Source organism: Amycolatopsis sp. NPDC051372, assembly GCF_040682095.1.
Taxonomy (GTDB): domain Bacteria; phylum Actinomycetota; class Actinomycetes; order Mycobacteriales; family Pseudonocardiaceae; genus Amycolatopsis.
Map to the genome: position 1 here is coordinate 129,002 of NZ_JBFBAF010000016.1, position 25,173 is coordinate 154,174.

Sequence of the window (25,173 nt, forward strand, 5' to 3'; positions counted from 1 at the left end):
TCGCTGACTGGCAGCCCTTGTAATCTCCGTCACTGTGGGACCACGCACATGGGGGAGATCACGGGAGGCGGTACGGAAGTTACGGATGTCCGTACCGAGCGCGGCCGAAGACACAGCTCTGACCTGCTAAGTCCAGTGCCACAACGGATTTCCCGACGAGACGGGCCAGGCCAGGTCCACAGTGGCGGACCTGGCCTGGCTCGGGTGGTGGGTTCAGCGGTTCGTCAGAGGGATTGGGCGATGTACCAGGAAGCGATCTGGCTGCGTGAGCCGAACCCGAGGCGCGTCATGATGTTGTCGATGTGGCTCTCCACCGTGCGCGCGGAGATCACCAGAGCCGCCGCGATCTGCGGGCTGGTCAGCCCTTTCGAGATCAACGCCGCGATCTCCTGTTGCCGGCTGGTGAGCACGGGTGATTCGCCCTCGGGAGCCGACTCGGCGACCTGTTCCGCCAACGCGTAGGCGATGATTCCCGTCGGAGATCGCTTTGCGCCCGCCTGCATGGCGTTGGTCAGCGCCCGGGACGGCATGGTCTGTTCGAGCTGGGCGAGACAGGCGGAGTGGTAGCCGGTGAGTTTCGGCCCGAACGCCACCAGCTCCGTTCCCGTGCGCTGCCAAAGGCTTCGAGACGCGCCGAGCAGCTGCGCCGCTCGCTCGCACTGACCGGTCGACCCCGCGATCCAGGCGAGGAGCTCGGTCATCAACGCGGTGCCCAGGGACGGATCGAAGTCGCGGTGATCGCGCAGCGCGTCGACCGCGGCCGTCTGCGCCGCGGTGCAGTCGCCTCGCAGCCAGTGGTCGAGGCCTTGGCTCCATTTCAGGTAGGAGCGCGCCCAGAGTTCGTTGCGCCGGTGGCACACCGCCAGCGCCGCAGTGCTGACGGCCAACGAATCGTCGCTGCGACCGGCGAGGGAAAGCGTGACGGCGTACTCGAAGGACGTCATGAGCCATTCCGGGGTCTCGTCGACCTCGGCCAGCTCTGGCAGCGCGACCTCGAAGTGGCCCTCGGCCTCGGCGAGGTCGCCGCGAAGCTGTGCGGCGAGTCCCCGCAGACCGCGGCACTGGGCCGCCGCGTCCGCCAGGTGGAGCCGCGTCGCCAACGCTTCGCACTCGTCGAGGCGCTGCGCTGCCGCCTCCTGGTCGCCTTGGAGCAGGCTGACCCTGGCGGCGACCCACAGCGCTTTCGCCCGAGCCGCCGTGGGCGCTCGCTCGCCCTCCGGCGCGCCGAGCGCCTCGTCGGCCCAGGTGCGGCCTTCGGCAATGTACCCGTCGGCGTACCAGCGGTAACGCAGCCCGGCAACCAGCTCGAGCTGGTAGTCGCCGCCCGCGGCAGCGGCTTCGAACGCGGCGCGGAGGTTTTCGCGCTCGACACGCATCCACTTGGCCGAAGCGGCTTGCGCGGGCCCGCTCCACGAACGTTCCAGATCCTTGACCACGTCGAGGAAGTACTGCCGGTGCCGGACGCGGAAGCGCGCCGAGCCGTCCGTGAGCTCGAGGACCTCCGCGCCGTACGCCCGGATGGTCTCCAACATCCGGAAGCGCCTCGACGATTCCTGGTCCTCGACGTTCAGCACGGACTGGTTCACCAGGGAGCTCAAGAGATCGAGCGTGGGGCCGCCGTCGTCGCCGCACACGCCTTCCGCCGCGGTCAGGTCGAAACTGCCCGCGAAAACGGAGAGGCGCGCCCACAGCCGACGTTCCGCTTCCGTGCAGAGGTCGAAACTCCAGTCCACGAGCGACCGGAGGGTCTGCTGGCGCGGCGCGGCCGATCGGCTGCCGATGGTGAGCAGCCCGAACCGGTCCGACAACCGGTCCAGGATCTGGTCGAGCGACAGGATGCGCATCCGGGCGACCGCCAGCTCGATGGCCAGCGGAATTCCCTCCAGCTGAATGCACAACCGCGCTGCTGCGGCGGCGTTGTGCTCGCCGAGGGCGAACCCGGGGGACGCGGCCACAGCACGTTCTTCGAGCAGCCGGATCGACTCGAACTGCGCCAGGGCCTCGAGGCTGACCTGCTCCGCGTCATCGGGAACGGTGAGCGGAGGTACCGGGTAGAGCAGCTCCTCCGTGACGGTCAGCGACGTGCGGGTGGTGACCAGGATCCGGGCCGAGGGCGCGTGCCGCAGCACTTCGTGGATCACCAGGGCGGCCCCGGCGAGGACGTGTTCGCAGTTGTCGAGGATGAGCAGGATCTCGCGATCGCGAAGATAGTCGATCAGCTTCGCGGTGGCGTCGCGATTCGACTGGTCCGCGATCCCCAGCGCGTGGATGACGGCCGCCGGCACGTCGCCTCCGTCCGAGACGGAGGCCAGCTCGACGAAGTACACGCCGTTCTCGAAAAGGTGGTTCATCTCGTCGGCGAACTGCAACGCCAGCCGGGTCTTGCCCACTCCCCCCGGTCCGATCAAGCTCACGAGCCGCCCGGCCGACAGCCGCTCGCGGATTTCCTTGCGCTGCTGACGCCGGCCGACGAAGCTGGTGGCGGTGAAGGGAACGTTGCCACTGCGAGCTCTCGCCTTGGCCACGGCACCTCCACGGGTCGGCTGAACGATCAGGCACGCGCTGCCTGGTCGACGGTTCTGCCCATGATGAGTTCGAACCCGATGGGGGTCAACCGGCGCCGGCGATGCTCGGCTCGCTCAGTGGCCGCGGGCGATCCACTCGTCCAGGTGCGGCGATTCTTCGCCGACCGACGTGCCGTCGCCGTGTCCGGTGTGGACCCGGGTCCCCTCCGGCAGGACCAGCAACCGGTCCCGGATCGACGAGATGATCGTCGGGAAGTCGGAGAACGAGCGGCCGGTCGCGCCCGGGCCGCCGGCGAACAGCGTGTCACCGGTGAACAGGACGCCGGCCTCGGGCAGGTGCAGGCAGATCGAGCCCGGTGAGTGCCCCGGCGTGTGGATGAACTCCAGTGCGGTGCCCGCGACTGCGATCCGTTCGCCGTCCTCGGCACGCCAGAACCGCCGCCCCGGATGGGTCAGCTCCCACAGCTCCCGGTCGGCCGGGTGCAGCAGGACCGGTGCGTGGAGGTGCTCCCCCAGCTGCGGGGCGACGGTGACGTGGTCGTTGTGACCGTGGGTGCACACGATGCCGACGACGTTGCGGTCGCCGACTGCCTCGGTGATCGCCTTCTCGTCGTGGGCGGCGTCCACGACCACCACTTCGTCGTCGTCACCGACGAGCCAGACGTTGTTGTCGACGTCCCACGTGCCACCGTCGAGTTCGAACACGCCCGACGTGACGACGCGGTCGATCCGGAACTCGCCGCTCACAGGATCACCACCGACCGCAGCACCTCGCCCGCGTGCATGGTGTGGAAGGCCTTTTCGACGTCGTCGAGGGAGATCCGCTCGGTGACGAACTTGTCCAGGGGCAGCCGGCCCTGGCGGTGCAGGTCGATCAGCATCGGGAAGTCGCGCTCCGGCAGGCAATCGCCGTACCAGGACGACTTCAGCGAGCCACCGCGGGCGAAGAAGTCCAGCAGCGGCATCTCCAGCCGCATGTCCGGGGTCGGGACGCCGACGAGCACCACAGTGCCGGCCAGGTCGCGCGCGTAGAACGCCTGCTGCCACGTCTCGGGGCGCCCGACCGCGTCGATCACGACGTCGGCGCCGAAGCCGCCGGTGAGCTCCTGGACGGCGGCGACCGCGTCGGTGTCCGAGGCGTTGACCGTGTGCGTCGCGCCGAGGTCGCGCGCCCAGGCGAGCTTCCGGTCGTCGCGGTCGACGGCGATGATCGTCGTCGCGCCGGCGAGGCGGGCGCCGGCGATCGCGGCGTCACCCACTCCCCCGCAACCGATGACCGCCACCGAGTCACCGCGGCCCACGCCGCCGGTGTTGACCGCGGCGCCGAGCCCGGCCATCACACCGCAGCCGAGCAGACCGGCGACCGCCGGATCCACGGTCGGGTCCACCTTCGTGCACTGCCCGGCGTGCACGAGGGTCTTGTCCGCGAACGCGCCGATGCCCAGCGCCGGGGTCAGCTCGGTGCCGTCGGTCAGCGTCATCCGCTGCGTCGCGTTGAACGTGTTGAAGCAGTACTGGGGGCGGCCGCGTTTGCACGCCCGGCACTGCCCGCAGACCGCGCGCCAGTTGAGGACGACGAAGTCCCCCGGCCGCACGGATTCCACCCCGGCACCGACGCTTTCCACCGTGCCGGCGGCTTCGTGGCCGAGCAGGAACGGGAACTCGTCGTTGATGCCACCTTCGCGGTAGGTCAGGTCGGTGTGACAGACGCCGCACGCCGCGATCGCGACGACCACTTCACCGGGGCCGGGGTCCGGGACCACGATGTCGGTCAGCTCGACCGCCGCGCCCTTCGACGGGGCGATCACCCCGCGCACCTGCTGTGGCATTCCCTGAAACCTCCGTTGGTCACCAGCCGAGGCATGCGTGGCAACGCATGCCTGACGCGACCCTAGAACGGGCGAGGGCGGGTGCGACCTGGTCGTTGGTCGAGGGAAACCTGGTCTTCCAGCCAGGGTCGGCGATCGTTATCGTGATCCCGGTGTCCGACCACATCGAGCTGACCGAGCTGCGAGAGGTCGTCGAGGGCCCGCTGCGTGAGATCGCCGCGCGGTTCTCGCGGTTCCTCGCCGACCGCTGGCCGCACCAGGCGCTCGTCATCTTCACCCTCGAGTGCACCGGGCGTCCGCGCAAGGTCGCCGGTGCCGCGGCGATCACCGAGAAGATCACCATCGCCGAGCTCGAGCAGCTCAAAGCCACCGTGCCGCACGACAGTCAGCTGACCACGCACGCCGGCCTCGGCGGCGCCGACCGGACCGTCTGGGCCGCTCTCGACGCCGGCGGCACCCTGCTCGCGCTCGTCCCACGGTCGCCACGGGCGCGGTGCCCGCAGCCGGCGCTGCTGGGCGCGCTGTTCGGGATCGTCGCGACCTCCATCCGCCAGCAGGTCGAGCAGGCCAGCCCCGACTATCTGGCCGAATCCCGCGCGGCCTCGACCGAACGGGCCCGCACGATCGCCGAAATGGCCGCGGCCCACGAAACCGCGCTCGTCACGATCCTGACGGCGCTGCGCTCCACCCGCCTGGACGACCGCCCCGCCCGCCTCGCCGCGACCGACTCCGCTTCGGCCGCACTGGTGGCCCTGCGCTCGGCGCAGACATCCGACCTGGCCCTGTCCGAAGAGCCGGCCCACTGCGCGTTCACCAGGCTCCGCCGCGAAGTCCGGCAGATGCTCCGCCACCACGACGCGGAGCTGGAGTTCGTCACCCCACCGAAAGACGCGCACCCGCTGCCCGGCGAAATCGCCCACGCGGCCCGCGCCATGACCTGCACGGCGGTGCTGGCCTTCACCACCCAGCCCGACCTGACCCGCCTGAGGGTCGCCTGGTCCACCGACGCCACCACGCTCCACCTCGACATCCGCGACCGCGAATCCGGCCACCTCGACGCCGCCGGCCTCCGCCGCCAACTCGACGGCCGCGCGAAAACCCTGGGCGCCACCGTCGAGGTCGACGCCGTCCCCGGATGGGGCAGCCGCGTCGCCATCGCCGTGCCGTTCGAGCCCGCCTCGGACCAGCCGGACGACGCCCTGTTGTCCACGCTCAACCGGCGTGAGCTGGAAGTCTTGCGCCTGGTGTCTCGGGGGCAGCGGAACAAGGCGATCGCCGAGGCTCTCGGTATCACGGAGAGCACGGTGAAGTTCCATGTGGCGGGGGTGTTGAAGAAGCTGGAAGTGAGTTCGCGGGGTGAGGCCGCTGCTTTGGCGTTGGCGGCGGGAATCGCTACTGCTGACTGACGGGGTGCGAGGGAACGCCTCGCCCGCGTTGGCTCACCACGATTTCCCACCCCGTTCGAGCAGTCGGCTCAGCTCGTCGGCGAGGGCGACCGATGCCTCGATCTCGGCCTTGCGGATGGACACGCTTTCCACCAGGAACCCGAAGGGCAGACCGAGTTTGCGGCAGAAGGCGATCAGGTCACGGGCGGTCGCCAGGCAGTGCTGGTAGGACTCGGCCAGCGTGTCATCGGCATGACGCAGCGAGTTTTCCAGCCAGCGCGGGACGTGGACGCCGAGCCACTTGAGGAAGGCCAGCGTCTTCACCGAGCCACACACCGAGAGCGTGAACACCACGGGCTTCGGTTCCAGGTGCTGCTCGCGGCAAGCGTAGAAGTAGTCGGAGACCATGCTCTTCGCCGCGTCGGAGCTGTAGATCACCTGCGAAACTCGGCAGGTACGGAAACGGCCGCTCCGCCGGGTTACGGTCACTCTCGTCGTCAATGTCGTACAGCGCCAGACCGTCCACCTCCAAGGAGCCCAACCGCGCCAACGTCGCCGCGGTGATCTCCCGGATCCGCTCGGGATCAGTACTCAGACGGGGCGGCGTAATGCCGAACAACAAGATCTCGCTGCCCGCATCGGTCACCAACGTCCGAAGAGCCGCTCCGTCACTGTCGTCCACCATGCCCGGAAGCTAGCAGCTCAGGCGTCGGACAGCAGGCAACGTCCTCGACGGCCCTTCGGCCGGGACAGCGAGTCGCCCATTGAGTGTCCACAGTGGCCATTTTCGCGCCCGGTGAAGCGTGTCCGAAACGTTGCCGTCTCGTGCACCTCAGGCCGTAACGGCCGGCCTCGACCGCCGATGTTTTGCGGCGGGGTCAACGAGGTTGGGTGGTACAGAGTGGACGATTACGACATCGAGAACCATCCGGACCTGATGGACCCGGACTGGCGGCGGCACGCCGAGAAGGAGGCGTGGGTCGATCTGCGGCGCAACCGGAGACGGGGCAAGTGGCGCAAGTGGCTGGTGACCGCGGCGGTCGTGGTGGTCGCCGTGGTGGGGGCCGGGTTCGGGTTGTACTTGTGGGGGAAGTCGACGGCCGAGCAGAGCACCGATGCGGACGTCGGCGCGCCGGCGTCGGCCGTGGTGGCGACGACGGAGGCCGCGCCGACCGAGCTGCCGGAGGACGGGTACGTCGATCTGACGCGGCCGTTCGAGGACACGCCGGCGCAGAACTGGGCCGAGGGGATCGCGGGGCTGACCATCCCGGCGGCGACGAAGGTCGGCTCGTTCTCGGCGAAGCAGGTCGGGCAGGCCGAGGACCAGGTGAAGCAGGCGATCACCGTCGCGGGGCTCGACCCGGACACGTTGGATCGCCACAACCCGGCCAAGTACGTCGCGCTGATCGCGCCGGCGGAGAGGCCGGACATCCAGGCAGACCCGCAGGGTTACCTGATCTACCTCGCGGACGGTTATCACCTGCTGCCCGTCTCGCCGAGGATGACCGGGGCGATGACGGTGAAGCCGGGCCGGACCGGGGAGCTGCTGATCCACACGTCCTACGTCGTGGCCTACGCGTTCGACCCCGGCGACCGCCAGGTCGACGGCCCGGCCGACCAGGTGCCCTTCGTCCGCGTCGACGCCGACTACGCGGTGCGCAGCGGATCCCAGTGGCAGGCGTCGAGCCGCGGACTGACGGTGGACAAGACCAGCTCGTACTACGACAGCGTGGCGTGCACGAATGACGAGAAGCTCACGCCCGCGTTCAGCGACCGCGACTACGCCGCCACGTCCGTGTCCCCCGAGCCCGGCCGGTTCGACCCGAGCAAGCCGATGCCCACCCTGGACAACTGCCACAGCACCCCCGGCTAGACGACGCCGGCTTCGATCAGCTGTTGCCAGATCACGCCCTGGTCCACGACCTCGACACCGAGTTTCTCAGCCTTGTTGAGCTTGCCGGCCCCGACGTCGGCGCCGGTGATGAGGAAGTCGGTACTCGCCGAGACCGACGACGCGGTGGTCGCGCCGGCCTGTTCGCACAGCCGTTGGAAGGTCGGGCGGGGGACTTTCTCGCCCGACCGCGGGTCGCTGATGCCGCCGGTGATCACGACCGTCTTGTCGGCCAGCGGCGCGCCCGCAGCCACGACCGGTGGGAGGTCTTCCTCCAGGACGTCCAGCGAAACGCCGCGCTCGCGCAGCCGCTCGAGCTCGGGCCGCAGCCGCGTGAGGTGCTCGATCAGGGAAGCGGCGACCTTCGGCCCGATGTCTTCGACCGCCACGAGCCCTTCTTCACCGGCCTCGGCGACCGCCTCCAGCGAGCCGAAGCCCGCGCGGCACAGCCGGGCCGCGGTGCCTTCCGACGCCATCGGGATCGCGAGCCCGATCAACGCCCGCCGCAGACCGACCCGGCGGCTGGCGTCGATCGACTCGATCATGCGCGTGGCCGAGACCTCGCCGATGCGGTCGAACTCCAGGAGCCGTTCCTTGGTCAGCCGGTAGAAGTCGGAGGGGTGTTCCAGGATGCCCATCTCGGCCAGTCGTTCGATCCACACCCCGCCGATGGCGTCGATGTCCGCGGCCGCGCGCGAAGCCCAGTGGATCAACCGCCGCACGGTCTGGGCGGGGCAGGCGACGTTGGTGCAGAACAGTTCCCGGCTGTTGCCCTGCTCGGTCAGCGGCTGCTCGCACGACGGGCACCGGGTGGGCGGAACGATGTCCCGCTCCGCGCCCGTGCGCTTCGACGCGTCGAGCACGCCGGCGACGAACGGGATCACGTCGCCCGCGCGGCGCACCAGCACCGTGTCGCCGATCTTGATGCCGCGGGCGCGGATGACCTCCTGGTTGGCCAGGGTCGCGCGGGTGACGGTCGTGCCGCCCACGAACACCGGCTCGAGCCACGCGACCGGCGCGATCTTGCCCGTCTTGCCGACGTCCCAGACCACATCGGACAGCACCGTGGTCTTCTCCTCGGCGGCGAACTTGAACGCCAGCGCGCCCCGCGGTGAGCTGGAACGCGTGCCGGCGGCCGCGTACGCGTCCCGATCGGCCAGACGCAGGACGGCTCCATCGAGGTCGTAGTCGAGGTCGTTGCGCTGCTGCTCGATCTTGGTGATCACCGCCTGCGCGGCCTCGGCGTCGGCACAGCGGCGCATGTCGGCGGCGGTGAAACCGAGCGTCTGGAGGGCGCGGGCGAGGTCGGTGTCGGCACTGTCGGGGTCGGTGTCCAGGTCGAAGGCGAAGAACCGCAGGCGCCGCTCCGCGACCGTCGCCGGGTCCTTCGCACGCAGGGTGCCGGCGGCGGCGTTGCGTGGGTTGATCAGCGGTTTGTCGGGGTGGGCGGTGTTGTAGGCCGCGAACGTGGAGCGCAGCATCACCGCCTCCCCGCGTACCTCGACCCGGCCGGGAGCGTCGACTTTGTCGGGCACACCGTCGGTCAGGGCGCGGACGAGGACGGTCACGTCGTCGCCGGTCGTCCCGTCTCCACGGGTGACGGCGCGGGCCAGGCGGCCCTGCTCGTAGACGAGTGCCAGCGACAGTCCGTCCAGCTTCGGCATCACCACCACAGGCTGCCCGGGGAAGCGGTCGAAGAACGCCGCCACCTGCTCGGGCTTCGTCGCCTTCTCCAACGACAACATGGGCCGCGAATGCCGGATCGGCGCGTGCAACACCGCCGGCGCGCCCACCTGCTCCAGCGGGTTCGGGTCGGGCGCCAGCGCCGGGTTGGCCTCGATCAACCCCCGCAACTCGTCCTCGACCACGTCGTACTCCGCGTCCGCCACCACCGGCGAGCCCCGGTAGTACGCGTCGCGCAGCACCACGATCTGATCGGCGAGTTCCTGAATCCGCTTCCGAGCATCCACGGCTGAGGACGCTACCGGGGCACACCGACAGAAGTGGCGCTGTGGCTGGTCACGGGCAGGGTGATTTTTTCGCCGGCGAGGGGGCCGCCGCGTCCGCGTCAGTACCCGGCCAGGTCCTGCGCGATCAGACCCGAGGCGGGCACGCGAAACCACCACCATCCCCGCCCGGCGAGGTCGATGTGCGCGACCTTCGCCATCCGGTCGCCGGGGTCTTCGACGGTGAAGGACCGGAACAGGTCGTCGGCCGCCGTGACGCCCGGACGGACCCGATCAGCGAGCTCGGGCTCGAGGCCCGCGAGCGCGTCCTCCACGAAGTCGCGCATGAACAGTGCGGCGGCCAGGTCGTGTTCGGTCCACACAGTGTGGTCGGTCGGCGGCAGCGCGCGATCGCTGTCGAGCTTCTCGACGTGCAGGAACCAGGCTTTCGCCAAGCGCAGGGCATCGTGGTCGTCGCCCGGCCCGGGCTTGTTCTCGACAATATCCATCCCTTGACATCGTTCCAGGGACCGACTCGGCGATCGACAGTTTTATGGTGACAACGTGTTCTTGCGGCCCGAAACAATGCCGTGGCGGGATCCGTCCCGGCCGGTGAGTACATTGTGGACCCTCATCTCACCTTCTTCCGCGGCACCGGAACCGCCGGCCGGTACGGCAGAAGCCAGTGCAGCAGCAGCCCGGACAGAGCCGAGACCGTCACGGCCCCCGCCGAGCCGAAGATCGTGAACTGCTCGTCCACCTTGATGCCGGCCGATGTGGTGATCACCCAGCCCAGGCACCACAACACGGGCATCGCGACGGCCCAGGCCCAGCGCTGGCGCGCGGCGCGGGGCAGGGCGACCAGCTGCGCGGCGCCCAGCAGCACGCCGGTGAAGGCGCCCATGATCGCGAGGTCGGCCGGTGAAGTCCCGTAGTCGACAGCGGCCGCGCCGATGAACAGGCCCGCGCCCATGCCGACGGTGGTGGCGGGGATCCAGCGCAGCGGGTCGAGCCGACGGCGGCTGACGAGCGCCTGGCCGGTGCCGACGACCAGTCCGGTCACCGCGCCGCCGAAAAGCGCGGCCAAGGGGCTGTCCACCCGGCCGACGACGGCGCCGCCCGCCACGCCGCCGAGGGGGAAGGCGAGGAATCCGACCGTCCAGAGCACCCACGTCGCGAGGAACGAGTTACGCGGCATCATCGGCGTCTCCTTTGCTCAGCAGCACCGTCACCCCGAGCGCGGCGACCCACAGCGAGGCCACGCTGCCGAGCAGCCCTGCCAGGTCCCAGACCGGGAAGCCGGGCACGGCCGTGGCGAGGATGTCGCCTTGGTTCAGCAGGTAAAGCGCGCTGACGAACAGCCCGGACACCCCGATCCACCGCGGCAGCACGCCCGTGCGCAGCACGATCGCGCAGAGCACGACCGACCACACGATCACCAGCAGCTGCCCGAAGTGCTCCCCCGGCAACGGCCCGCCGAACTGGTGCTGCGCCGTCCACGCGGCGTTCACAGCGGTTTGGGTGGTGGCGTCGCCGGTGACATACGAGGCGGCGAGCGGCGCGACCACGAAGACCCACCGCAGGAACCCGATGAGCGACAGCACCACCGACGTCGCGCCCACGTACGTCGCCGCGCGCAGCAGCGGGTCGTTCCGGCGGCCGAGCGCGGCCGGGAGCAAGAGGATGGGGACCAGGAAGAGGCCGCCGGTCGTCTGTCCGAGGCGGGTGGTCGTCCCCGCGCACGCTGCGCGTACAAGAGGTGGTGAGTGCCATGCCGGCCCCCTCTGGGCACGATGTGGACGCTGCCGGATCACGGTACGTGGCAGAGTCCTCGGTCGAGGTCACTCGCGGAGACGGCCGACGCGCGCGAGAACAACCGTGTGGCACCTCGTGGCTGTGGCGGAATTGCAGGACCGAGGCGGCATCCGTGCGCGGGAGGTGGTGCGCGCTCGGTGCCGGTCACCGCCACAAAGCCGGAGTTTTCACGGCGGCCGCCGTAAGGTTTCGGTCGTGCGCGAAGACAACGTCCGGAGTGAGCCAGTCGCGAAGATCGTGATCACGGTTCTGGGCGGATTGCTCGTCGCGCTGGGATTCGCCGCCGCAGCCGGGCTTGTGTTCCTGATGGCATTGACGCGCAGCAATCGTGACTTCGCCGATTCCGGGGGAACGTTCACGATGTTCGGCCTCGCGGCAGCGTGGACGATCCTGGCCGGGACAGCGGCGATCTGGGCATCCCGCCGGGCGCGCACCCGGGCGATCTGGCTGGCGGGCCTCCCCTGTGTCGCGCTCGGAGCGGTGCCGCCCGCTGTCGTCGCGGTCGACGTGTTGTTCCTCATTCCTGGCTGACGTTCACGAACGAGGACCGCAGCTGTCCGCGATCGGTTCTAGCGTCGGCGAGGTCTGGAAGCAGTCGGCCAGGTCTGAAAGCAGCAGTGGGAAGGAACCCAGTGAACTTCGCGTCTCTACGGATCATCACCGGCAACGTCGGGCGGCTCGTCGCGTTCTATGAGCGGGTCAGCGGACACGCGGCGAGGTGGAGCACGCCCGATTTCGCCGAGGTGGGATTTCCGTCGTGCACGTTGGCGATCGGGAGTACGCGCACGGTCGGACTGTTCGGGGCCGGGTCGGCGGAGGCGGGTGTGAACCGGTCGGTGATCATCGAGTTCATCGTGGACGATGTGGACGCGCGGTACGCCGAGTTGAGTGAGTGGCTGGAGGAAGTGGTGACCCCGCCGACGACGATGCCGTGGGGAAATCGCGCCTTGTTGTTCCGCGATCCTGACGGGAATCTCGTCAACATTTTCACGCCGGTCAGCGAGGAGGCCGTCGCGAAGTTCGTTGCTGTGTCACGGTAGGCGCCCCTCACCTACCCAGCGAAGCCGGCGACGCAACCTTCATGGCCCGGCGGCTGTCATCGACGCGTGAGCGAGCCGGGCGGTCTGTCCTTTTCAGACAACCCACCCGGCTCGATCACCCCCGGCACAAAGGAAAGATCAGGCGGGTTCGACGCGGAACACCGCGATCCGGTCGGCCGCCTCGGCCACCGCGTCCGGTGAAGCAGCCCCGGCCAGCCCGGTGGTCGCGAAGCGTTTGCCGACGCTCGCGGGACTTGTGGCGACCAGTTGACGCAGAAGGGGACGCCGGTCCTCCACCAGGACCTCGACCAGCCGCGCCGTCAGGGCTTTTCGGCCTCTCGTGAGCGTCACGGTGTCCGCGGCGCGCGCGTTGGCGACCCACGCCGCTTTCGGGAAGGCCTGGAAGATGTAGCGGCCGCCGCTGAGTTCGTTGACGGCGATGGGGAACGTGCGCGGCTGCCCGGTGCGCCTGCCCTTCACGGTGAGCAACTGCATCGGCCCGAACGCGATCCCCCCACGCTGCAGTCCGACGATGATCTTGTTGATGGCGTTGGTCATCCGGCGGTAGCTGTCTGTACTCATGCCGCCGATCGTACTCCAAGTTCTACGGAAACGATATAATATCGAACGCGTATATCACCGAGGCGCCGGAGCGGCTTCGGCCGCGATACCCTATGGATTCCATACGAACCACGAAGGGGACGGCGGCATGAGTCCAGCCCCCGACCGGGCCACGGCGCGGCGGCGACGGCAGCTGACGACGTCGGTCAAGGACGCCGTCCGCGACCTGAACATCCAGCTGTCGCTGCTCAACCGGCGCTTCGGCGGCCGGGTGGAGCTGCGTGACGTCGACTGGACCTGCCTCGACTTCATCAATCGCCACGGCCCGCTGTCGCCGACCGAGCTGGCGCGCCGCGCCGGGCTGCACCCCGCGACGCTGACCGGCATCCTGGACCGCCTTCAGAAGGGCGGCTGGATCGTCCGCGAGCGCGACCCCGAGTCGGCCGACCGCCGCGCCGTGACGCTGCGCGGAGTACGCGAACGCAACGCCGAGCTGTTCCAGGTCTTCTCCGGCATGAACACCCGCATGGACGACCTCTGCGACCGCTACACCGACGCCGAGCTCGAAGTGATCGCCGACTTTCTCCGCCGGACGTCGACGGCCGGGGAGGATTCAGCGGAGGAACTGGCGCAAGGCTGACGCCGGCGATGCGGGAGGGCGCCGGCCAGGTCTGACCCCGCAAACGAAAGTGCCGGCGGAATCGCGTTCCGCCGGCACTCCCTCCTTGCGCGTGGTCTTCCGGTCCCCCCAGGCACCGAGAGATCAGCTACCCGCGGGCCGGAAGATCGAAACGGCACCGTGTCCTGCGCCACACCCGGCTCAAGCCGGGGCGCCGCCCATCATCCGCAGCATCGAGCGGCCGCCGGTCCGGACGAAGCGGACGACGAGCAGACCCGCGAGCAGCAGGAAGGCGATGTTCAGCCACGTCGTGTAGTTCCACGAGATGCCGTCCTGCGGGACAGTAGCCGTGCGCTGGGTGGGGGTGAGGCCGGTGACGCCGAAGAGGAGCTCGATGGCGTAGCCGGCCACGACCATGGCCGCGTAGAAGGTGCCGAGCAGGACCAGCGCCATGCGGAGGCCGTAGTACTTCCGGTAGATGTTGAGGATCGGGAGGATCAGCAGGTCGGCGAAGACGAATGACAGCACGCCGCCGAAGCTGATGCCGCCGTTCCAGAGGACGGCGGCCAGGGGAACGTTGCCGATCGAGCAGACGAACGACAGGATCGCTACCAGCGGGCCGACGAGCGGACCCCACAGCGCCGAGACGAACGGGTCGTCGACGAAGAAGAACGCGCGCCAGAAGGAGTCGGGGACCCAGGCGCCGACGGCACCGGCGATGAGCAGGCCGATGACCAGGTCGCGCAGGATCGCGGCCCACTCCATCACGAACACGTGTGCCACGGCGGTGAACCCCGCGCCGGAAGCCAAGCGGTGCAGCAACGATCCCTCACCCGCCACGGACATGTCCATCGCGGCGTGGCCTTCCATGGAGCCGGCTACGCCCTTGTCGGCTTGCGAACGCGCCGCGCGGGTCAGCCGTTGCCGTACGAACAGCCGGAACAGTATGGCCACCAGCACGATCATGATCGGACCGCCGATGAACTCCGCGACGGTGAACTGCCAGCCCAGCAGCAACGCCATGATGACGCCGAGCTCCACCACCAGGTTCGTGGACCCGATCTCGAACGCCATCGCCGCGGTGAAACCCGCGCCCTTCCGAAACAGGGACCGCGCCAGCGCCACGGCCGCGTAGGAACACGACGACGAAGCCGCGCCCAGCAGCGAAGACACCGCCAGCGTGCGCGGCCGGTCGTCGCCCATCAGCCGCACGATCGTGGACTTGCGCACCACCGCCTGCACCACGGCGGACAGCACGAACCCGAGGATCAGCGCCCAGAGGATCTCCCAGGCCATCGACCCCGCCAACCCCAGCGCGTGCCCGATCGCTGCCACCTGACCTCCGGATACGGCGTGGGGGTATTCCGCCGGAGACTCTAACCCGCACGAGGGATCCGGGCCAGGCGAGTGACTTCAGCGGACGACCTCGTAGTGGAGGTGGGTCACGCCCGGCGCCGGAACGGCCTCGATCAACCGCAAGTTCACGTGCGCCGGGAGCTCGTGGAAAAACGGGCGGCCGCGGCCCAGGAGGATCGGCACCTGGTGGAGGACGACCTCGTCGACGAGTCCCGCGGCGAGGGCCGAGCTGGCGACTGCTCCGCCCATCACGCCGACGTCCTTGCTGCCGGCGATCTCCCGCGCGGCGGCGATGGCGTCCGCGATACCGGTGGTCACCAGCGTCTGCGCCTCGCTGATCTCGGGCACGTCGTGGTGGCTGACGACGACCAGGGGCGCCGTCGGGTGGGGGCTGCCGCCGCTGAAGTGGCTGGAGTGTTCGTAGGTCGTCCGGCCGGCGACGGCGGCGCCCAGGCGGGAGGCCAGCGCGTCGAAGAAGCGGGCGCTCGGTTCGCTCAGCCTGAAGCCGTCGAACGTGGTGCTCGGCGTGTCGCCGTCGGAGTACCAGTCGAAGAGCATGGCCGCGTCGCCGAGGCCGCGGCCGAACTCGGCCTGGCCTTCGGGCGTGTGGCCGCTGAGGTAACCGTCGACCGAGACGGCGTGGGCGGTGATGACCTTGCTCATGTCGGTCTCCTTTACTCCGGGGCGCCCATTCTGCCCAGGTCAAGGCCGGTGCCGCCACGAAAACGCCGTGGCGGCACCGGCGAAGCTACTCGGCCAGCCGCGCCTGCACCTTCGAGACAGCGTCAGCCGGCGAGGGAGGCACCTGGCGCGCCGAAGCCGCTTCCGCACCACAGAACTCGTCCGCTGCCGGGCGCGTGCCGTCCACCAGGAACCGGGTCACGGCGTTGTAGCCGCAGCCGTTGAGCGTCGGCAGCCAGACGCCGTGGCAGCCCTGGTCGACGGTGACCATCCGGGCTCGGTCGCCGAAGAGGCGGCGGGTCTCCAGCGCGCCGGACAGCGGTGTGCCCGGGTCGCGGGTGTTGTTGACCAGCAGCAGGTTCGACGGGCCCTGATCGCTGAAGCGCACCGGCTTCTCGAGCGGCGCCGTGGGCCAGGAGGCGCACGGCCAGACGTTCGCCACGGCGGCGCCGAACAGCGGGTGCTGGACGCGGTCCGTCGCGACGTTGCGCTGGTAGGTGTCGATCGAGCGCGGCCACGCGTTGTCGCCGCAGACCACCGAGATCATGGTGCTCTTCTGGCTCTGCAGGTCGGCCTCGCTGGGGGCGCCCGCGTCCGCCGCGCCGTCTACTGTGGACTGGGGTGCGCGCCCGGCCGAAGTGGCTTCGCCGGAGCTGCAGTGCGCGGCCATCGAAGTGCCGCTCGCGCTCGCCTGGGTGATTGTCGCGATCGCCCTGGCCAAGCGGCGGTTCCGCTGGGAGCCGCGCCGACGATCCGCCCACTGAACCGAGGGGAAGCCAACGTGCCGAGGAAATCCTTGATCCTGGCGGTGGTCGCCGGGGCGGTCTGGCCCGGCAACGTGCGGCGGATTTCGGCGACGGCGCCGAGACCGTCCACAGTGGGCATTTCGAGGTCGATCACGCGCACGTCGGGCCGGTGCTCTGCGCGGCAGGGCTTCGTCGTCGGCGAGGACCACGGTGGTCATCGGGCCTCCCGCAAATTCCCCTTCACCGGGTGCCCTCCATCCGACGTCGAACAGCGCTTTCTCCCCAGCATGCCCCAGGCCCGGCGGTGCCACCAGTGACGCCACGTCATGTCCCGAGGGCCAGGAACGTCATGGTCAAGTGGTGACGCGGCCGCACTGCCGGGTGCCGGGCCGGGTGATCCTGATGCTGACGCGCCACGCTCGCCCGGGCGTGCTGCGCAAGGCGCGTCGCCTGCACGGCTCCCTCGCAGTCCTCCGCCCCGGCAAGCACGGTGATCTCGCCTTCCAGCGGCAGCAACGCGGCGAGCGCCTTAAGACGCAGACCCGGACGCGGCACGAAGCCGCCCGGTACGCGCGTGAGCACGACTGGATCTAGCGTCCGTCCACTGCGGACCTGAAAAAGCGGACACAAAGAAAGGCAGGAAATACTCCTCCTGCCACTTCCAACGTATACCGCACCCCGGGGCTTGCGGCAAGACCCTGGAGACGGCGCACAATCGTCCACCGTGGCCGGAACCCGGGGTGTCCGGCCCGGAGTCGAAAGTGAAGCGGGGGAAGTTTTCGTGATCGATGTGCTCATCGCCGGTGGCGGGCCGACCGGCGTGATGCTGGCATCCGAGCTGCGGTTGCAGGGCCTGGACGTGGTCGTGCTGGAGCGCGACGCCGGGCCGAGCAAGATCGTGCGCGGGCTGGGCCTGCACACGCGCAGCCTGGAGGTGCTGGACCAGCGCGGGCTGCTGGAGCGGTTCCTGGAGCTCGGCACGACCTACCCGATCGGGGGATTCGCGGGCATCGCCAAGCCGATCCCGCCGAACCTGGACACCGCGTTCCCGCACATCCTCGGCCTGCCGCAGACCGTCGTCGAGCGGCTGCTGAGGGAGCACGCGCTCGAGGTCGGCACCGACCTGCGGTACGGGTGCGAGGTCGTCGGGCTGAGCCAGGACGACGAAGGTGTGACGGCGGAGCTGGCCGACGGCTCGCAGCTGCGTTCGCGCTACCTCGTCGGCTGCGACGGCGGCCGCAGCACCGTGCGCAAGCTGCTCGGGATCGCGTTCTCCGGCCACCCGTCGCGGCAGGAGTGGCTGCTCGGCGAGGTGGAGCTGACGGCGCCCGCCGACGAGGTGCTCGCCGTGATGACGGAGGTCCGCAAGACCCAGCTCGGGTTCGGGGCCGGCCCGCTGGAGACCGGGGGCTACCGGCTCGTCACGCCCGCCCTGGAGGTGGCCGAGGATCGCACGCGCCCGCCGACGCTGGAGGAGCTTCGGGACGCCACGCGCGCGACCGCCGGAACCGATTTCGGCATGCACTCGCCGCAGTGGCTGTCGCGCTTCGGCGACGCCACGCGTCTGGCCGAGCGCTACCGGTCCGGCCGCGTGCTGCTGGCCGGCGACGCAGCGCACATCCACCCGCCGATGGGCGGGCAGGGGCTCAACCTCGGCATCCAGGACGCGTTCAACCTCGGCTGGAAGCTCGCGGCCGCGGTGCACGGCTGGGCACCGGACGACCTCCTGGACACCTACGAAACCGAGCGGCATCCGGTGGCCGCGTCCGTGCTCGACAACACGCGCGCGCAGGCCGAGCTGATGTCCCTGGAGCCGGGACCGCAGGCCGTGCGCCGGCTCGTGTCGGAGCTGATGGACTTCGAAGAGGTGCGGCGGTTCCTGATCGAGAAGGTCTCCGCGATCGGCATCCGCTACGACTTCGGCGACGGCCCCGACCTGCTCGGCCGACGGCTGCGCAACGTGAACCTGAAGCGCGGCCCGCTCTACGCCCAGATGCACGCCGGGCGCGGGCTGCTACTCGACCAGACCGGCGCGCTTTCCGTGGCGGGCTGGGCGGATCGCGTGGACCACGTCGTGGACGTCAGCGAGGAGCTGGACGCGCCCGCCGTGCTGCTGCGGCCGGACGGGCACGTGGTGTGGCTCGGTGATGACCAGCAGGGGCTGGCGACCCGGCTTTCGCGGTGGTTCGGCGCCTGATGCCGGGTTCGACGCGGCCGGCGGTCTCGTCGGGCCGCCGGCCGCGTCTGTGCGGTCAAGCCTCGCTGCCCCAGCCGCGCTGGAAGCCGTCCGAGGTGAGGCCCTCGCGTTCGCCCGGAGCGTGGAAGATCGGCAGGTAGCGCTGCGCTTCGAACTCGCCGAGTTCCTTGAGCGCGGCGACTCCGGGGGACGCGAGCCAGGCGTCAAGGTCCGCGGGTGAGTCCCAGTGCGTGAGCAGGAGGTAGCGCACGGGCGCGAGCTCGGGGAACTCCTGCAGCGGCCCGACGAGCTGGAACGGCTGCGCCTCGAACTCGCCGGCCACGGTTTCGAACGGCCGCACGCCGAACCCGGGCAGGCTTTCGGTCAGCTCCGACAGCACCTGCGCGGTTTCGGTTTCCGACAGCGGGGTCTGGCGCGCGAGGGCGATCTCGGAGAACACGCGGCCCCGGATCTCCTCGCCTTCCGCGGGAAGACGCCACTTGCGCAGGTACACCGACTTGAACCACGTCTTGTGGGCCTTGTTCTGCACCGCCGTGTGCGCGCGGTCGTGGTACCAGTCGTCCATCGCCGCCGGCGTCGACCACTTGCCGCAGAAGTACAGCCACGGCGAGTTGGCGATCGGCCCGCCGATCACCGCGCGGAACCCCGGCGACGCCGCCGCCACCGGGCCGAACTTGTCCTGTGCTGCCCAGAATTGATCGTCTACCCCGGGATTGAGCGTGAAGCACGCTTCCATCACGGTGAGCGTCTGTGGAATCGTCGTCGAAGCCGTCATGAGCCGTCCCTGTCGGTGTGGCCGCCGGAGCGAGGTGAAAGGTGGTGGTGTCGCTGACCGCGGCACGGAACTTCGTGCCACCCGGGCCTTCCTGGTGCCGGACACCATATGTCTACCTCGCGACGATCGTCAACGAAAAGCAATACAACTGGAGCCAACCGGGTGAACGCGTTGCCCACCAAGGTGTTCGAGTTTGAGAACACAACCGTGTGCAGTGATGTTGACCCGACTGTCGACCAAGGTTACCGTCCAACTCCGCAGCACACACGTGTGCACCGAAAGATCAAGCGTGCACGCCGCCGTCGAGGCGCAGGGTCGCGCCGGAGACGTAGCCGGCTTCGGGACCGGCGAGGTAGGCCACGGCGGCGGCGACGTCCTCCGGCGTGCCCACGCGGCCCACCGGCACGGACTTGGCGAACTCGACCGTGTCGAAGATGAGCAGGTCCGTGTCGATCGCGCCGAGCTGCACGGTGTTGACGGTGACACCACGCGGGCCGAACTCGCGGGTCCACGACCGCGCGTACGCCTCGATGGCCGCCTTTGGTGGCCGCGTAGTCGCCGAAGTGATCGTCATGGCTCCACCGTGGCAACCCCGGCGACGGACGAACCACACCCCGACGTGGGTACCCTCAGGGTTGCGTGGGCGGGGCTTTCCGCAACTGCCCGAGCACGGCCGGGTCCTGCAGTTCCAGCCACTGGATCACTTCGCTGTAGGGGGCGCAGACCGTTTCCGGCTTCGTGCAGACCTCGCCCATGAAGTCTGGTCGCCTCCGCGAACGCGCCGCAGGCCCGGTCGTTGAAGTGGTTGGCCACGACCAGCGGCGCGCGGTTCCTGGTGAACGCGGCCTGGTACGCGCCGCGGTAGGTCGCCACCGTGTCCGCGCGGAACTCGGCGGTGCGCGTGGCGTCGTCGCGGGCGTGGTTGTACTGGAACCACAGGTTGTAGTCCACCATGATCACTTTTTGTTCAGGGCGGGTACTTTCACGTACGGCATCCAGAACTCCCAGATACCGTCGAGCTGTTCGGGCCAGCGCACGCCCTCGAACGACTGGCTGGAGTCGTAGCGCAGCCCGGCTTCACGCATCGCGGGCAGGGCCTGTTTCCAGTCGCCTCCGAGACACGGCGTGCGGCCGCCGCGGATCGCGGCCGGGTCGACGTTCAGGCCGCGTCGGGCTCGCGCTTGGTCGACGAACTGGAAGAACTGCGCCAGCTCGGCGCTCCACGCGGCCTTCGTCCAGTGCCCGACGCTGGGTTCGGCGCCGTGCAGAAATGACCGTTGTAGTGCGTGCCGCTTGCCGCGCTGCCGCGTTGGGCGGGCTCGCGCCGCCGCCTTCCTGGGCGGGAGCCTCGTCGAAGACCAGCAGCGCCACCAACGTCAGGGCCAGGGCGACGCTCAGCGCGAGCACCGTCCTTCTCCGTCTGATCACTCCCCTGCTGGGCCGCGCCATCCCGTCTCCCTGTCGCCGGCGAGGGACCACCTGGGCAGATGCCTGAAACCCGGTATTGACGGAGTGGCGAGGGCCCGGGATCTATTCCTCTGCCGGACCGATACATGGTGATCGTTGCTCGGGGATTGAGCACTAGAATCGCTGAATGGAGCTGAGGCAGGTCGAGCACTTCCTCGCGGTGGTGCGGTGCGGGAGTTTCACCGCCGCTGCACAGGAGGTGCACGTGGTGCAGTCGGCGCTGAGCGCGTCGATCCGCAAGCTCGAAGGTGAGCTGGGCACGGCGCTGTTCGAGCGGACCACCCGGCGGGTCGAGCTGACCGAGGCCGGGCGCGCACTCGTGCCGGCGGCGCACCGGATCGTCGCCGACGTGGTGGCCGCGCGCGGCGAGGTGGCGGCCGTCGCGGGGCTCGAGAGCGGGCGCGTGTCGATCGGGACCATCCAGACGCTGACGGTCGTGGACCTGCCGGCAAAGCTCGGCGTGTTCCGCACGCGGTACCCGGGCGTGCGCATACACGTGCGCGAGGGTTTGGTGCCCGATCTGGCGGCGGCGGTCGCCAGCGGTGAGCTGGACCTGTCGTTCCTCGCGGGCGAGGAGCCGTTGACCGACGAGCTGAGCAGTTTCGCGCAGTGGAGCCAGCACCTGGTGCTGCTGTGCCACCCCGGCCACCGGCTGGGCCGGCGACGCCGCGTCCGCCTCGCGGAGCTCGACGACGAGCCATTCCTGGACTTCAGTGGCAGCGGGATCCAAGCCATGGTCGCGCGCCGATTCGCCGACGCGGGGCTGCGGCAGAACCGCGTCTGCGAGGCCACGCACATGCCGCTGCTGGTGGAGCTCATCGCCGCCGGGCTGGGCGTCAGCATCGTGCCGGAGCCGGTGGCCGAGCGGTCCGGCCTGCCGTTCGCACGGATCGAGCAGCCCACGTTCAGCCGCGAGATCCACCTGGCTGGCCGGGGCCGGGCTCCGACGAACCCGGCCGCGCGGGCCCTTCTGGCACACCTGCTTTCCTGACCTTGGGGCGCGCGAACAGCAGCCCGAACCCCACGAGCGCGAGCGCCATGGCCACCGTCGTGTAGCCCACGAGCGCCGCGACCGCCGCCAACGCCAGCGCGCGCACGCCGAAGCGCCGCAGCAGGCGGACGAGGTCCATGGTCTCGGTGTCCATGCCGTCGAGTATTCGCTTGCCCGGATCAGCGAGTCCAACGCAGAATTTTGCTGGGATTCAACTACACAGGAGCTGAATCAGGGCCGTGTCGATTTCGGGGAACGCTGTTCGACGTACTTGTGACCGATACGAGGAGGAAACACATGGCGCACGACACGAACGGTCCCATCAGGCTCTACATGTCGATGTCGCTCGACGGGTTCGTCACCGGGCCCGACGATCGGGCCGGGCAGGAGCTCGGCGAGGGCGGCGGGAGGCTTTTCAACTGGCTGGACGACCGCCACGGGGACGGTCCCAGCGGCCAGATCTACCGCGAGGCCATGGCGACCGGCGCGGTGATCTCGGGGCGGCGGACGTTCGAGCTGGCCGGGCGGTGGCAGGGCGACCACCACGACGGCGTGGCGATCAACGTCCTGACGCATCACGTCGATCCGGACGACCGGCCGCCCGGCAGTGCGCGGTTCTTCACCGACGTCGGCGAGTGCGTGGCCGAGGCGCGAGCCGCCGCGGGTGGGCGCGCGGTGCTGGTGCACGGCGCCGGTGCGGCGCAGGCGTTGCTGCGCGCGGATTTGCTGGACGAGCTGGAGATCCACCTCGTCCCGGTGTTGCTGGGCGGCGGACGCCGGCTGTTCGACGACACGCGCGTCGAGCTGCGGCAGGTTCGGCAGTTGACCGATCGGGACGTCACGCACTTGCGGTATGCCGTGGCGGGCCGCCCCCGGTGAACGGAGGCGGCCCGCTGCGGTTTCACGGAATCAGCTGTGCGCCGCGGCCAGCTGGGGCTGGTCGGTGGCCGGCGGAACGAGCTTCGGGTATTCCTTCTGGAACTTGGTGATCATCGTCGCGGAGGGGACGATCTTGTTCGGGTTGGCCTGGCTCGTGGCCTGCTTCTCGCCCCACGCGCCGGCGGCCTTGCGCTGGTCGGGGGTGCCGTGGCTGTGCTGGCAGTCGCCGATGGAAGCGTTGAGGTAGGTCACTTCCTGCTGGGTGCGGGCGTCCCACGCCTCACCCTTGGCGTGCGCGACGAAGTAGCCGCCGTACGCGTCGGGGCCCATCTCGCCGGACTCGTTGCGCGGGAAGTTGTCGTGGGCGAAGTCGACCTGGTGGCCGTATTCGTGGCCCAGCACGGCTTCCACCGCGACGTCGTCGAAGCCGAGCAGGTTGGTGGTGTCGAGGATGCCGTCACCGAGCATCACGCGCTTGCCACCGAAGCTGTCGGCGGGCGCGGAGAACGCGTTGAGCGTGAGCAGCGGGTTGCGGCCGCCCTGCAGCACTGGCAGCTCGAAGAGCACCTTGTTGGCGAGCGCGGCCGCGTCCTTCACGCGTGCCGGCGCAAGGCCGAGGCCGAAGGTCTGCGCCATCTTCGCCGGGCTGCCGAGGTCGGTGCCCTTCCACGCGACGAGCTGCACGTTCCAGCTCTCGATGTCCCAGAACCCGCGCAGCTTCGAGATCGCCGAGGTGGCGCGCGACGTGTACTGCCCGTCGGTGCCGAACACCTGCGGCTGCTTGTCGGTGGCGACGCCCTGCGCGTAGAGCTGGCCGAGCGCGGAAAGCGCGTCGAAGGCCTGCCCTTCGACCGGCGTGAGCTGCGAGGCGAGCTGGTTCGCGTACGTCAGCAGCGCGCCCTCGGTGCAGTCGGCGGCCGGCTTCTGCTTCGCGTTGCCCTGCTTCTGGCCGATGTGGTCGATCGGCGAGTCGATCAACGAGTCGACGCCGGCCCGCGCGCTCGCGGGAATTCCGCCGTACAGGTCCACGACGTCCTGGTACAGCTGCGTCACGTCCTGCTCGACCGTCGACGGCGCCGGCTCGGCCGCGAAAGCCGGCACGGCCGTCGCCACCGTGAGCGCGCACAAGGTGCCCGCCGCGGCCAGGGTTCTGCTGAGCGTGCGTGGAAGTTTGGGCACAGGTGTTCCCCTCCTGAGAAAAGACCCGGGATCAAGATCACTAAGCAAGATCACCCTAGGACGGACTCAGGCCCCGAAACGGGCGCCGGGTGAAGACCCCCGAGATGGCCTACACCATTCGGTGGGTTCGGCCGGCCGAAAGTACTAGGTCTGGACCGGTCGTCAACAAGGACCGACGAAAGTGTTGGACCAGGCAGGGGAAATCGAGGCTGGGACGCAACCTTTTCGGACCACGGCGATTCCGGCGGGAGAGATGGTGCCCACTCCGCCCAGAGAGAAACCCGTGGCAGAGCTCGACGCGTCAGCTGTGGGCGTCGGCGGCCCAGAATTCCTTCGGCCGGCCTTCGTGGACGGACACGGCGGCCGCGGCGATCGCTCGGGCGACCATCATGCTTGCAGCTCGCCCTTCTCAGTGCATTTCGAACGAGTGCAGCAACGCCGGAAAGCGTTCGAACGCTTCCCCCAGCCGTGAAGCCAGTTCTTTCAGCAAAGGCAGCCGCGTGGCCACGAACTCGTCCACCGGCAGGTAGCCCGACACCGTCGAGCAACTGACACCGGCGACCACCGAGCCGCCGAACACTGGGCAGCCCAGCGCGGTGATGCCGACGTCGAGCTCGTCGACGACCACCGCGTAGCCGTCTTGGCGGGCTTGGGCCAGCGAACCGCGCAGCGACTCGGCAGAGGTGATCGTGGAGGCCGTCCGCGGGGCGAGCGTGGCGGCGACGAAAAAAGCATCGACCACAGCCGGACGCTCGTGCGCCAGGATCGCGCGACCGGAAGCGCTGACATAAGCCGGCACCCGAGCCCCGGGAGTAATCGCGAAGCGCATCAACCGGTCCGTCTGCACGTGGCAGACGTGGAGGATGTCCGTGCCCGCCAGAGCCGTCAAGGAAACGCTGTCGCCGGTTTCGTCGCGGACGCGTTGCAGCAGCGGCTGCGCCAGGCTGCTCAGGTTCATCGCGCGGGTGTAGCCCGCCGAGAGTTCCAGCACGCGCGGCGTGAGGACGAACCGCTTGTCGACCTGCGCGAGGTAGCCGAGCTCCACGAGGGTGAGCAGGAAGCGGCGCGCGGCGGCCGGACTGAGGCCCGTCGCGGCGGCGACCTGGCTCAGGGACATTTCGGGCTGATCGGGACCGAACGCCCGCAACACGGTCAATCCCCTGGCCAGCGAGGTGACGAACTGTTCCTTGTCCGCGCTTGACATCGTCGCGCTGCCCTTCCTAATCTCCGTTTGCCGCCTAGCGGAAAACTATTCGCTAGGCGAAATTTTAGCACTGCTCCGGCTCAACGA

28 protein-coding genes and 1 pseudogene are annotated in these 25,173 nt (G+C 69.5%); 9 read left to right on the forward strand and 20 right to left on the reverse strand.

Annotated elements, in window-relative coordinates; translation table 11 throughout:
- Window positions 1–224 precede the first annotated feature (224 nt).
- The 3 genes from AB0M56_RS24480 to AB0M56_RS24490 form a co-directional block, all read right to left on the reverse strand.
- Window positions 225–2,525: a LuxR C-terminal-related transcriptional regulator gene (locus AB0M56_RS24480; protein WP_364179863.1), complete on the reverse strand. Its 2,301-nt coding sequence runs from the start codon at window positions 2,523–2,525 to the stop codon at window positions 225–227.
- A gap of 114 nt (window positions 2,526–2,639) precedes the next feature.
- Window positions 2,640–3,272 carry an MBL fold metallo-hydrolase gene (locus AB0M56_RS24485; RefSeq protein ID WP_364179864.1) on the reverse strand — a complete coding sequence of 211 codons (633 nt, stop codon included), beginning with the start codon at window positions 3,270–3,272 and terminating at the stop codon, window positions 2,640–2,642.
- Window positions 3,269–4,354 carry an S-(hydroxymethyl)mycothiol dehydrogenase gene (locus AB0M56_RS24490; RefSeq protein WP_364179866.1) on the reverse strand — a complete coding sequence of 362 codons (1,086 nt, stop codon included), beginning with the start codon at window positions 4,352–4,354 and terminating at the stop codon, window positions 3,269–3,271. The genes AB0M56_RS24485 and AB0M56_RS24490 overlap by 4 nt, the downstream gene beginning before the upstream one ends.
- Before the next feature lie 152 nt (window positions 4,355–4,506).
- Here AB0M56_RS24490 and AB0M56_RS24495 point away from each other — a divergent pair, with 152 nt between their 5' ends.
- The gene (locus tag AB0M56_RS24495) at window positions 4,507–5,760 is read left to right on the forward strand and encodes a LuxR C-terminal-related transcriptional regulator (protein WP_364179868.1); all 1,254 of its coding nucleotides are present in this window, start codon (window positions 4,507–4,509) and stop codon (window positions 5,758–5,760) included.
- A gap of 33 nt (window positions 5,761–5,793) precedes the next feature.
- Here AB0M56_RS24495 and AB0M56_RS24500 read toward each other — a convergent pair whose 3' ends face one another.
- A complete protein-coding gene (locus AB0M56_RS24500) occupies window positions 5,794–6,177 on the reverse strand; it encodes a hypothetical protein (protein WP_364179870.1) in 384 nt (127 codons plus the stop codon).
- A gap of 463 nt (window positions 6,178–6,640) precedes the next feature.
- On the opposite strand from AB0M56_RS24500, the gene AB0M56_RS24505 reads away from it, so the two are divergent.
- Entirely contained in the window at window positions 6,641–7,612 is a 972-nt protein-coding gene (locus AB0M56_RS24505) for a hypothetical protein (protein WP_364179872.1), read from the forward strand.
- Here the strand turns inward: AB0M56_RS24505 and ligA are convergent.
- The 4 genes from ligA to AB0M56_RS24525 all read right to left on the reverse strand — a co-directional run bounded on the left by ligA (window position 7,609) and on the right by AB0M56_RS24525 (window position 11,255).
- Window positions 7,609–9,600 carry an NAD-dependent DNA ligase LigA gene (ligA, locus tag AB0M56_RS24510; RefSeq protein ID WP_364179873.1) on the reverse strand — a complete coding sequence of 664 codons (1,992 nt, stop codon included), beginning with the start codon at window positions 9,598–9,600 and terminating at the stop codon, window positions 7,609–7,611. The genes AB0M56_RS24505 and ligA overlap by 4 nt on opposite strands.
- 98 nt (window positions 9,601–9,698) lie before the next feature.
- Complete coding sequence (locus tag AB0M56_RS24515; RefSeq protein WP_364179875.1) at window positions 9,699–10,085, reverse strand: hypothetical protein; 387 nt, start codon at window positions 10,083–10,085, stop codon at window positions 9,699–9,701.
- 122 nt (window positions 10,086–10,207) lie between these two features.
- Window positions 10,208–10,777, reverse strand: a complete 570-nt coding sequence (locus tag AB0M56_RS24520) for a hypothetical protein (RefSeq protein WP_364179877.1) — start codon at window positions 10,775–10,777, stop codon at window positions 10,208–10,210.
- Window positions 10,764–11,255: a DUF4386 family protein gene (locus tag AB0M56_RS24525; RefSeq protein WP_364179879.1), complete on the reverse strand. Its 492-nt coding sequence runs from the start codon at window positions 11,253–11,255 to the stop codon at window positions 10,764–10,766. The genes AB0M56_RS24520 and AB0M56_RS24525 overlap by 14 nt, the downstream gene beginning before the upstream one ends.
- A gap of 331 nt (window positions 11,256–11,586) precedes the next feature.
- Between AB0M56_RS24525 and AB0M56_RS24530 the strand changes: the two genes are divergently transcribed.
- Both AB0M56_RS24530 and AB0M56_RS24535 read left to right on the forward strand, forming a co-directional pair.
- On the forward strand, window positions 11,587–11,922 hold the full coding sequence (locus AB0M56_RS24530) for a hypothetical protein (RefSeq protein ID WP_364179881.1): 336 nt from the start codon (window positions 11,587–11,589) through the stop codon (window positions 11,920–11,922).
- A gap of 101 nt (window positions 11,923–12,023) precedes the next feature.
- Entirely contained in the window at window positions 12,024–12,431 is a 408-nt protein-coding gene (locus AB0M56_RS24535) for a VOC family protein (RefSeq protein ID WP_364179883.1), read from the forward strand.
- Window positions 12,432–12,569: 138 nt separating this feature from the next.
- Here AB0M56_RS24535 and AB0M56_RS24540 read toward each other — a convergent pair whose 3' ends face one another.
- A complete protein-coding gene (locus tag AB0M56_RS24540) occupies window positions 12,570–13,013 on the reverse strand; it encodes a nitroreductase/quinone reductase family protein (RefSeq protein ID WP_364179885.1) in 444 nt (147 codons plus the stop codon).
- Between the two features lie 127 nt (window positions 13,014–13,140).
- Here AB0M56_RS24540 and AB0M56_RS24545 point away from each other — a divergent pair, with 127 nt between their 5' ends.
- The gene (locus AB0M56_RS24545; protein ID WP_364179887.1) at window positions 13,141–13,632 is read left to right on the forward strand and encodes a MarR family transcriptional regulator; all 492 of its coding nucleotides are present in this window, start codon (window positions 13,141–13,143) and stop codon (window positions 13,630–13,632) included.
- 180 nt (window positions 13,633–13,812) lie between these two features.
- Here AB0M56_RS24545 and AB0M56_RS24550 read toward each other — a convergent pair whose 3' ends face one another.
- The 4 genes and pseudogenes from AB0M56_RS24550 to AB0M56_RS24565 form a co-directional block, all read right to left on the reverse strand.
- Window positions 13,813–14,946, reverse strand: coding sequence for a permease (locus tag AB0M56_RS24550; protein WP_364179889.1), 1,134 nt, complete (start codon window positions 14,944–14,946; stop codon window positions 13,813–13,815).
- Between the two features lie 78 nt (window positions 14,947–15,024).
- Window positions 15,025–15,630, reverse strand: a complete 606-nt coding sequence (locus AB0M56_RS24555; protein WP_364179891.1) for a dihydrofolate reductase family protein — start codon at window positions 15,628–15,630, stop codon at window positions 15,025–15,027.
- Between the two features lie 85 nt (window positions 15,631–15,715).
- Entirely contained in the window at window positions 15,716–16,369 is a 654-nt protein-coding gene (locus AB0M56_RS24560) for an alpha/beta hydrolase (protein ID WP_364179893.1), read from the reverse strand.
- 119 nt (window positions 16,370–16,488) lie between these two features.
- Window positions 16,489–16,612 (reverse strand): annotated as a pseudogene (locus tag AB0M56_RS24565) (DNA-binding response regulator); the annotation flags it as partial.
- 142 nt (window positions 16,613–16,754) lie between these two features.
- On the opposite strand from AB0M56_RS24565, the gene AB0M56_RS24570 reads away from it, so the two are divergent.
- A complete protein-coding gene (locus AB0M56_RS24570; protein ID WP_364179895.1) occupies window positions 16,755–16,988 on the forward strand; it encodes a hypothetical protein in 234 nt (77 codons plus the stop codon).
- Between the two features lie 187 nt (window positions 16,989–17,175).
- On the forward strand, window positions 17,176–18,591 hold the full coding sequence (gene rox, locus AB0M56_RS24575; RefSeq protein ID WP_364179897.1) for a rifampin monooxygenase: 1,416 nt from the start codon (window positions 17,176–17,178) through the stop codon (window positions 18,589–18,591).
- Between the two features lie 55 nt (window positions 18,592–18,646).
- On the opposite strand, the gene AB0M56_RS24580 is transcribed toward rox, so the two are convergent.
- The 4 genes from AB0M56_RS24580 to AB0M56_RS24595 all read right to left on the reverse strand — a co-directional run bounded on the left by AB0M56_RS24580 (window position 18,647) and on the right by AB0M56_RS24595 (window position 20,451).
- The gene (locus AB0M56_RS24580) at window positions 18,647–19,366 is read right to left on the reverse strand and encodes a hypothetical protein (RefSeq protein ID WP_364179899.1); all 720 of its coding nucleotides are present in this window, start codon (window positions 19,364–19,366) and stop codon (window positions 18,647–18,649) included.
- Window positions 19,367–19,649: 283 nt separating this feature from the next.
- A complete protein-coding gene (locus AB0M56_RS24585; RefSeq protein ID WP_364179901.1) occupies window positions 19,650–19,940 on the reverse strand; it encodes an SDR family oxidoreductase in 291 nt (96 codons plus the stop codon).
- On the reverse strand, window positions 19,937–20,320 hold the full coding sequence (locus AB0M56_RS24590; RefSeq protein ID WP_364179903.1) for a hypothetical protein: 384 nt from the start codon (window positions 20,318–20,320) through the stop codon (window positions 19,937–19,939). Before AB0M56_RS24590 ends, AB0M56_RS24585 begins: the two co-directional genes overlap by 4 nt.
- Before the next feature lie 2 nt (window positions 20,321–20,322).
- Window positions 20,323–20,451 (reverse strand): hypothetical protein, encoded by a 129-nt coding sequence (locus AB0M56_RS24595; RefSeq protein ID WP_364179905.1) that lies wholly within the window; start codon window positions 20,449–20,451, stop codon window positions 20,323–20,325.
- Between the two features lie 509 nt (window positions 20,452–20,960).
- Between AB0M56_RS24595 and AB0M56_RS24600 the strand changes: the two genes are divergently transcribed.
- A complete protein-coding gene (locus AB0M56_RS24600) occupies window positions 20,961–21,824 on the forward strand; it encodes a LysR family transcriptional regulator (protein ID WP_364179907.1) in 864 nt (287 codons plus the stop codon).
- Here AB0M56_RS24600 and AB0M56_RS24605 read toward each other — a convergent pair.
- Complete coding sequence (locus AB0M56_RS24605) at window positions 21,739–21,978, reverse strand: hypothetical protein (RefSeq protein ID WP_364179909.1); 240 nt, start codon at window positions 21,976–21,978, stop codon at window positions 21,739–21,741. The genes AB0M56_RS24600 and AB0M56_RS24605 overlap by 86 nt on opposite strands.
- A 143-nt stretch (window positions 21,979–22,121) precedes the next feature.
- Between AB0M56_RS24605 and AB0M56_RS24610 the strand changes: the two genes are divergently transcribed.
- Window positions 22,122–22,703, forward strand: a complete 582-nt coding sequence (locus tag AB0M56_RS24610) for a dihydrofolate reductase family protein (protein ID WP_364179911.1) — start codon at window positions 22,122–22,124, stop codon at window positions 22,701–22,703.
- A gap of 30 nt (window positions 22,704–22,733) precedes the next feature.
- On the opposite strand, the gene AB0M56_RS24615 is transcribed toward AB0M56_RS24610, so the two are convergent.
- On the reverse strand, window positions 22,734–23,882 hold the full coding sequence (locus AB0M56_RS24615) for a hypothetical protein (RefSeq protein WP_364179913.1): 1,149 nt from the start codon (window positions 23,880–23,882) through the stop codon (window positions 22,734–22,736).
- 409 nt (window positions 23,883–24,291) lie between these two features.
- Window positions 24,292–25,086: an IclR family transcriptional regulator C-terminal domain-containing protein gene (locus tag AB0M56_RS24620; protein WP_364179915.1), complete on the reverse strand. Its 795-nt coding sequence runs from the start codon at window positions 25,084–25,086 to the stop codon at window positions 24,292–24,294.
- Window positions 25,087–25,173: the final 87 nt, after the last annotated feature.

What these genes read in the sequence shown, in the direction of transcription:
- AB0M56_RS24545 (WP_364179887.1), top strand. Translation starts at nt 13,141, where the DNA reads ATGAGTCCAGCCCCCGACCGGGCCACGGCGCGGCGGCGACGGCAGCTG.
- AB0M56_RS24555 (WP_364179891.1), bottom strand. Translation starts at nt 15,630, where the DNA reads ATGAGCAAGGTCATCACCGCCCACGCCGTCTCGGTCGACGGTTACCTC.
- AB0M56_RS24585 (WP_364179901.1), bottom strand. Translation starts at nt 19,940, where the DNA reads ATGACGATCACTTCGGCGACTACGCGGCCACCAAAGGCGGCCATCGAG.
- AB0M56_RS24520 (WP_364179877.1), bottom strand. Translation starts at nt 10,777, where the DNA reads ATGATGCCGCGTAACTCGTTCCTCGCGACGTGGGTGCTCTGGACGGTC.
- AB0M56_RS24610 (WP_364179911.1), top strand. Translation starts at nt 22,122, where the DNA reads ATGGCGCACGACACGAACGGTCCCATCAGGCTCTACATGTCGATGTCG.
- AB0M56_RS24540 (WP_364179885.1), bottom strand. Translation starts at nt 13,013, where the DNA reads ATGAGTACAGACAGCTACCGCCGGATGACCAACGCCATCAACAAGATC.
- AB0M56_RS24515 (WP_364179875.1), bottom strand. Translation starts at nt 10,085, where the DNA reads ATGGATATTGTCGAGAACAAGCCCGGGCCGGGCGACGACCACGATGCC.
- AB0M56_RS24605 (WP_364179909.1), bottom strand. Translation starts at nt 21,978, where the DNA reads ATGGACACCGAGACCATGGACCTCGTCCGCCTGCTGCGGCGCTTCGGC.
- AB0M56_RS24580 (WP_364179899.1), bottom strand. Translation starts at nt 19,366, where the DNA reads ATGACGGCTTCGACGACGATTCCACAGACGCTCACCGTGATGGAAGCG.
- AB0M56_RS24590 (WP_364179903.1), bottom strand. Translation starts at nt 20,320, where the DNA reads ATGGTGGACTACAACCTGTGGTTCCAGTACAACCACGCCCGCGACGAC.
- AB0M56_RS24490 (WP_364179866.1), bottom strand. Translation starts at nt 4,354, where the DNA reads ATGCCACAGCAGGTGCGCGGGGTGATCGCCCCGTCGAAGGGCGCGGCG.
- AB0M56_RS24600 (WP_364179907.1), top strand. Translation starts at nt 20,961, where the DNA reads ATGGAGCTGAGGCAGGTCGAGCACTTCCTCGCGGTGGTGCGGTGCGGG.
- AB0M56_RS24620 (WP_364179915.1), bottom strand. Translation starts at nt 25,086, where the DNA reads ATGTCAAGCGCGGACAAGGAACAGTTCGTCACCTCGCTGGCCAGGGGA.
- AB0M56_RS24595 (WP_364179905.1), bottom strand. Translation starts at nt 20,451, where the DNA reads ATGCGTGAAGCCGGGCTGCGCTACGACTCCAGCCAGTCGTTCGAGGGC.